General features: G+C 41.6%; 7 protein-coding genes. 4 read left to right on the forward strand and 3 right to left on the reverse strand.

Annotation, left to right across the window (positions count from 1 at the left end; translation table 11 throughout):
* The first annotated feature begins 171 nt into the window (after positions 1–171).
* On the forward strand, positions 172–492 hold the full coding sequence (locus L4D09_RS24775; protein ID WP_428460219.1) for a carboxymuconolactone decarboxylase family protein: 321 nt from the start codon (positions 172–174) through the stop codon (positions 490–492).
* Positions 493–657: 165 nt separating this feature from the next.
* On the opposite strand, the gene L4D09_RS24780 is transcribed toward L4D09_RS24775, so the two are convergent.
* Positions 658–948 (reverse strand): helix-turn-helix transcriptional regulator, encoded by a 291-nt coding sequence (locus tag L4D09_RS24780; RefSeq protein WP_428460220.1) that lies wholly within the window; start codon positions 946–948, stop codon positions 658–660.
* Between the two features lie 225 nt (positions 949–1,173).
* A complete protein-coding gene (locus tag L4D09_RS24785; protein ID WP_428460221.1) occupies positions 1,174–1,560 on the reverse strand; it encodes a VOC family protein in 387 nt (128 codons plus the stop codon).
* Positions 1,561–1,859: 299 nt separating this feature from the next.
* On the opposite strand from L4D09_RS24785, the gene L4D09_RS24790 reads away from it, so the two are divergent.
* Together L4D09_RS24790 and L4D09_RS24795 are read left to right on the forward strand one after the other, a co-directional pair.
* Complete coding sequence (locus L4D09_RS24790; protein ID WP_428460222.1) at positions 1,860–2,234, forward strand: DUF2784 domain-containing protein; 375 nt, start codon at positions 1,860–1,862, stop codon at positions 2,232–2,234.
* Between the two features lie 5 nt (positions 2,235–2,239).
* A complete protein-coding gene (locus L4D09_RS24795; protein WP_428460223.1) occupies positions 2,240–2,995 on the forward strand; it encodes an alpha/beta hydrolase in 756 nt (251 codons plus the stop codon).
* Between the two features lie 67 nt (positions 2,996–3,062).
* Here the strand turns inward: L4D09_RS24795 and L4D09_RS24800 are convergent, their stop codons facing one another.
* On the reverse strand, positions 3,063–5,048 hold the full coding sequence (locus L4D09_RS24800; protein WP_428460224.1) for an alkyl/aryl-sulfatase: 1,986 nt from the start codon (positions 5,046–5,048) through the stop codon (positions 3,063–3,065).
* Positions 5,049–5,228: 180 nt separating this feature from the next.
* Here L4D09_RS24800 and L4D09_RS24805 point away from each other — a divergent pair, with 180 nt between their 5' ends.
* Entirely contained in the window at positions 5,229–6,131 is a 903-nt protein-coding gene (locus L4D09_RS24805) for a LysR family transcriptional regulator (protein ID WP_428460225.1), read from the forward strand.
* Positions 6,132–6,352: the final 221 nt, after the last annotated feature.

Here is a 6,352-nt window from a genome sequence, read left to right on the forward strand (position 1 = left end):
TATTAGTGTTATATAAAAAATAGCATTTAAGTCATGAAACTGTCGATATATAATTTTCCTATCTTGTTCGATACAAGACAATTTGAGCCAACGGCTAATTCGAATAAATACACACGGCTTTACCTTACGCGACTTTAGCTTGTTTCACTTTTATTCACTTGGGAGTTATCTATGCGATTATCTAATATTCAACAAAAGTTTGGGGCGATTTATGGTGAACTGCAACTGGCTTGTCAAAATCAAGCAGAGGCCGCCTACATTGCACTGGAAATATCTAAGTTAAACGGATGCAGCTATTGCATTGAAATGCATAGTAATGAGCTTGAAAAATTCTCTGAAGCAGAAATTGAGTCGCTAAATCCGGTAAAAGCCGCAGCTATCATTCAAGGTGTCGTGAGATGTGAGTTAATTGCTCAGCCGTATTACGATGTAGCACTTGTAGAGTATGCGATATTGGTGAATTCCTTCAATCGTGTAGGAAAGCTAGCATAACAAGCTAAATTAAATCTTCGGCTTGGGTGTTGATTTACGATGTCCGAACTTACATTGGGACGGGAAAAATTCAGTTATGCCTGGTTAAATCGAAGGTGGTGGACATTACTGAGTGAGGTACTGTCTCTTGAATGGGTTTGCCGTTTGGTTTGTTCAAAGCTTATTTCAGGCCTTTTTATAATAATCTTGAAACTCTCTTGGAGAGTAACCTGTGCTCTTTTTAAAGGTGGTAGAGAAAGTCGCCAAGCTTTCATAACCTACCTCGAAGCAAGTGTCCGTTATTGAGCGACCGTCTTTCAGAAGTTGTTTGGCTTTTGAGATACGCATATCTTTCAGGTAGCTTCTAGGAGTTACCCCATATACTTGTTTGAATACTCGAACATAGTGGAATCGAGACATGAATGCAGCTTTGGCTAAATCATTTAACTCAATTCTTTCAGAGTGATACTTTTCCATGAATGCCTTCGACTGCCTGATAAGCGTGTACTGTTTGGCTGGGAGTGATATCTCACTGTATAAACGATCGAGTTCTCTCTCATAGAATGTCTTAGGGCCGAAGGGCATTTTGCACCTGTAATTTGTTAGGGGATCATGTTTGATACTAACACTGAATGGGCAATAGCGAATAATTCAGGTAACACTAATGGTGTCACCTGGACGGTCTTATGCATTACGACGGTTTTATAGTTGCTGCATTAGTTGGATGTAATTACCACAGGTATCATCTAATACCGCAATGATAACGTTTCCTGCCTCTTTAGGAGCTATTGAGAATTGAACCCCAAGCTTAGAAAGTCTGGCGTACTCTTCATTAACGTCATCGACAGCGAACGATGTCCAAGGGATACCAGCTTCTTTTAGGGCATTTTGGTACTGCTTAGCAGGCTCGAAAGCCATAGGCTCAAGCAGCAACTCAACACCTGATTGTTCTTGTGGAGACACAACAGTTAGCCATTTGTACTCACCAAGTGGTACTTCTGATTTCTTGATAAAACCTAAAGTATTTGTATAGAAATCAATAGCTTTATCTTGGTTTTCAACAGGCACACTTGTTACGCAGATTTTCATTGATAATTACCTTATGCTGTTTGGATTAGGCAAATGATAGTCAAAGCACTGTGGAAAAACTTATTCCAGATTGCTTTTATATACTTTTATTACTTGCTGAATTGCGGTGCAAGTTACCTGTTTATTCCACTCTACTATCTTCTCACATCGTTTAGCTTGAACTGTCCCCAGATTTTGTTGATAACAGCTAAGAACCCACGTGTTGTAGGTCGGTATAACTTTCAAACTTTGACCTGAATGTGGATAACAGTTATTGCTTTGATAAGCTATGTTTGACCAAGGGGAGGGGGAGATAGCTTATGATTTATCGGGTACTGGCAGATCTTGTCGTAATACTCCACCTTTTATTTATCATCTTCGCGTTGCTCGGTGGCTCGCTACTACTATGGCGTGGCTATATGTTGTTTGTCCATCTTCCTGCTGCACTATGGGTTGCTGCGATCAGCTTCAAAGGTTGGATCTGCCCTTTAACACCATTGGAAAACCAATTGAGGCAAGCGGCAGGTGGTGAAGGTTATCCGGAAGGATTTGTCGAGCACTATATTATTCCCATTATCTATCCGGTTGGATTGCGCTTTGATGTCCAGATTTTATTGGGTATTGCGGCTGTGAGCATCAATATAGTTATTTATGTGCTCGTCTATTATTGTTATAAGCACAGGCAAGACAGGTAGCGGGAATGAATAATATATTGGTTACCTTAGTGGTGTGCTACGCACTTTTTGCTCTTACTTTTTGTTCCCTACAGCGTCAGTTTCTGTACTTTCCTCAGCTTGCCAGTGATGTTTATGGCGAAATGAATACCAGCTTCGTTGTTGATGGTGCAGAGCTTTTTGGCTGGGTACTTAATGAAGGGCAACCTAAGGCGTTAATCTATTACGGCGGAAACGCAGAAAGTATCGAAGCCAATATCCCATTCTTTAATGCGGTAATTCCAGATTATACCATCTACCTGATCCCTTACCGAGGTTATGGTAATAATGCAGGTACGCCGACTGAGAAGGTGCTATATAGCGATGCTGTACAGATATTTCAGTCGGTCAAAAGTAAACATGATTCAATATCCTTGATGGGCCGGAGCCTTGGCTCAGGTATTGCCACATACGTGGCGGCTAATCGGCAAGTGGACAAGCTTATCTTGGTGACGCCATTTGATAGCATTGAGAATGTCGCTAAAGATATTTATTGGATGTTTCCCGTCTCCTGGATGATAAAAGACAGATACCGATCTTCGGATAGGGTAAAAGATATTACGGCTCAAACCTATATATTCATTGCAGAAGAGGATAGGGTGATCCCTCGGGCTAGAACCGACCAGCTAATTGCTGAATTTGGCGATAAGCTGGTAGAGGTGGATGTCATTACAGGTGCAGGCCACAATACTATTTCACAATTTCCTGCCTATATATCAGGGCTGAAGCGTATATTGGATTAGGGGTTGGGGGGGAGAGGCTAAGAAGTGATAAAATATCAAGGCTCCTTAACCTCTTTGACTCACATGGCTATTTGTTCAAAGGCATCGGCACAATATCAAAATCTGGAGTGAAGGTGACAACTGTTGATACCATCTTCATGAAGGAGTCATTATCTCCTTTTAGTGCTGCTTTTTTGCTCTCCAGTAGGTCCGCGAGTGTCATTTCTGAAATTAATAGCTCTGACATATCGCTCTTGTTGATCGTCAATGTTGTGTCGGCTTTTATTGGCTTATCCGTTTGGATTGCTGTTAAGTTACCATTGCTGATCTCTGCATAGTAATGCTCGTTCAGATCTGGGTGGCTAATGGTTAAGCTGAAATCCAACCCTAGTTCAATCGCTTTGTTGCCATTAATGGATACCGCTAAGAAGTCCAAGAAGCCTGATGTTGGCGTATTGGCGATAATATCTACAGACGACATTTTGATTGATTCCGCAACATGACCAGTCCGTAACTCATAGGCCCCTTGAAGGTACGAGTTACGCCACGCCATGGTTTCTGATTGATACCCTTGTTGCTCAAATGAATCAGCTAACAGTTGGCGGGCGGTATCATTTGATGGGTTACATTGCAGTACATCATTCAGCAGTTGAGATGCTTCTTGGTACTCGCCTTGAGCGTAATGCTCTTTACCTGCTTTAATCAGCGTTTTTTCACCAGCGGCTTTGACGTATACGCAAGACTTATCAATCGTTTGCAATGGATTTACGTTAACAGGGTTTAAGTCTAGGTAGCCTAAATACAGATTTACGATAGCACGTGCATTGTGGCTATATGAGCCGTGATAACCATTGGTATGCCATGTATCCAGTTGTGCTTGAGGGATGATTTTTTCAATCTCTCGGCCAATATCATTTATGGTGACCCCTTGATTAGCTAAGCGCATGGTTTGGTTATGTAAGAAACCATAGTTATCACGTTGTAGTGTTAGATACTCGGAAATTTCACCATTTCCATCATTCCAGACAGGCGCTGAGTGTGCTTGATGCAGAACCTCGGCTTGAGAGGCAAAGCGCAGTTTTAATTCGTGTAGGTATTTAGACCAAATCAGAGCATCTCGAGTCTTCGCACCTCGGAATGTATATATGTTGTGTTGACCATCGAACGTAAGCTCTGCGGTGTGAAGTGCTTTGTATTTTGGGATCCAATGTACGTGCTTACTCGGTGCTTCGGCGCCGGGCATATTGATGAATAATATATCTATGCCGTCAACATTTACCCACTCTTCACGCTCATTGATTTCTTTATTGTGCGGCACTAAGGTGACGTCACCTTGGCTTGGTGCTAACCCTAATGCATTATCAACGATGCCTTTGGTGGTCGTTGGAAGTGTTGTGCCATATTGATATTGAGAGCGTCGACTCATCGCATTGCCACCGACCATCGCCTCAGCTGCGATAGACTCCATAAATTTATCTGGAGCAATAATTAAGCCATCAAAAGACTCGTCAATAATCCCACGTGAGCCACCAAAGTGATCTTGATGAGAGTGTGAATAGATCACGCCTGTAATCTTATGCTCACCATTGATTGTTGGCAGATGCTTTTTTGCAAATTCCCACGCTGCATTGCCTGCGCTTTCTGTTAATAGCGGATCATGAATTATATAGCCATTGTCTGAGCGATAGATGGTCATATTGGTAATATCGGCCCCGCGAACTTGCCATACACCTTCTGTCACTTCATATAAACCATTTGCAGCATAGTTGAGCATACCTTGACGATACAATGATGGATTCACCGAGTGAGGCAGCTCATCAAGGTTCATTTCTGAGTAGTGAGGAAAACGCGCACGAACGTTAGTCGCATCACCTTCAAGCTCTGCAACAAGCCCACGACTAGTGCGATCAAAGGCGCTGCTATCGTCCCAAGGTAGGTGTTTGGCAAACGCTTTATTTGCTTGAATAGTATGCTTAGTTGCAGGCTTTCCCTGATAGTTATCAATAGAATCATAGTCTGCTAGTGCGATATGTGGAGCTAACCCAATTGCAACTGCTAATAAACTTTTATTCATAACGTTTCCTTAGAATCTCAAAGAGATAGCTAAAATGGGGCCCATCTATTCATTAAAGCGAACCTTTTCGCCATCAAGATGAGTCCTGTTGATGAGTAAACTTTAACAACTTGCCGAGATAATCAACATTGACTAGGGTGTATCTCGAAGGTTAATAATATTTATCTCCAATGGGGGCTAATGAATTTTTTTAAGTTCGATCTCAATTTGTTCAAGGTCTTTGTCAAAGTGATGGAAACGGGGAGTTATGTCCAAGCGAGTGAGGCGCTGGATGTATCTCCTCCTGCGGTGAGTTTGGCGATGAGACGTTTGCAGAAATCACTTGGGGTAGATCTGTTTATCCGAGGCAACAGTAAAGTGCGTCCGACTTCTGCGGCGTTAGCGCTTTATACTAATGTGCGTGATGAGCTACTCGCCTTTGAACAAGTGGTGAATTCGTTTGATACTTTTAATCCGCAGACGTCAACTAAACGGTTTTTTATTTCAACGCCAGAGGAGTTCCATACTCAGCTGCTGAGAGAGCCTCCAAGCAAGGAAAACGAGAAGATAACCTATTCGTTGCATGAGCAGATTTATGACGAAGAGCGTGGTATTACAGATCTTCGAAATCGAAAAATTGATCTCATTGTTGATAACTGTCTTTTAGAAGACAAGAGCTTAGCTCATGAGTTACTTTTCGAAGATGATATTGTGCTGGTGGTTGCGAATTCGCACTCTCACAGTGAGGTTGGGATTAGTCTCGATGATTATCAAAAATTGCCTCAATCAGTATTGAGTTTGCGGCGTAATAATAAGTTGGCTTTGGATTTGTTTTTTGAAAAGCCGGTGAACATCAAACGTCATATCGTGAATGAAGCCAGTTCGATGCTCGCGAATATGCTAGTGGTGAGTGAAACTCAGCTGTTTTGTCATACAACCAGAAGTCTTGCTATGTATTATAAGCAAACGCTTGGGTTAACCATTATTGAACCCCCAATTCCACTCAAGCGTATTCCATTTTATATGCAATGGCACAAATCAAATTCTTCTTCCTCTACTCACCAATGGCTTCGAGAAAGAGTAAAAAGTTTGATTAAAAAGTAATTATAGGGGGAGACACTCTGCTTTACATTGGAGTGCTCGGTCGTCGTTCTAAAGTAAGCATTACTGCTTGTTTAAATTACCTTTTATTTGAAATTCCGTTTGTACGAATATTATTCACATTCCAGTTCATTAAGTGGCGGAGTACATATCGAAATATCACTTTTTTGATACCTGATAAATTACTACCATGTATTGAATAGAAATCTTCTGGCTGATTAAAC

The organism is Photobacterium makurazakiensis (genome assembly GCF_050336715.1).
GTDB lineage: Bacteria > Pseudomonadota > Gammaproteobacteria > Enterobacterales > Vibrionaceae > Photobacterium > Photobacterium makurazakiensis.

What these genes read in the sequence shown, in the direction of transcription:
- L4D09_RS24785 (WP_428460221.1), bottom strand. Translation starts at nt 1,560, where the DNA reads ATGAAAATCTGCGTAACAAGTGTGCCTGTTGAAAACCAAGATAAAGCT.
- L4D09_RS24775 (WP_428460219.1), top strand. Translation starts at nt 172, where the DNA reads ATGCGATTATCTAATATTCAACAAAAGTTTGGGGCGATTTATGGTGAA.
- L4D09_RS24795 (WP_428460223.1), top strand. Translation starts at nt 2,240, where the DNA reads ATGAATAATATATTGGTTACCTTAGTGGTGTGCTACGCACTTTTTGCT.
- L4D09_RS24805 (WP_428460225.1), top strand. Translation starts at nt 5,229, where the DNA reads ATGAATTTTTTTAAGTTCGATCTCAATTTGTTCAAGGTCTTTGTCAAA.
- L4D09_RS24800 (WP_428460224.1), bottom strand. Translation starts at nt 5,048, where the DNA reads ATGAATAAAAGTTTATTAGCAGTTGCAATTGGGTTAGCTCCACATATC.
- L4D09_RS24780 (WP_428460220.1), bottom strand. Translation starts at nt 948, where the DNA reads ATGGAAAAGTATCACTCTGAAAGAATTGAGTTAAATGATTTAGCCAAA.
- L4D09_RS24790 (WP_428460222.1), top strand. Translation starts at nt 1,860, where the DNA reads ATGATTTATCGGGTACTGGCAGATCTTGTCGTAATACTCCACCTTTTA.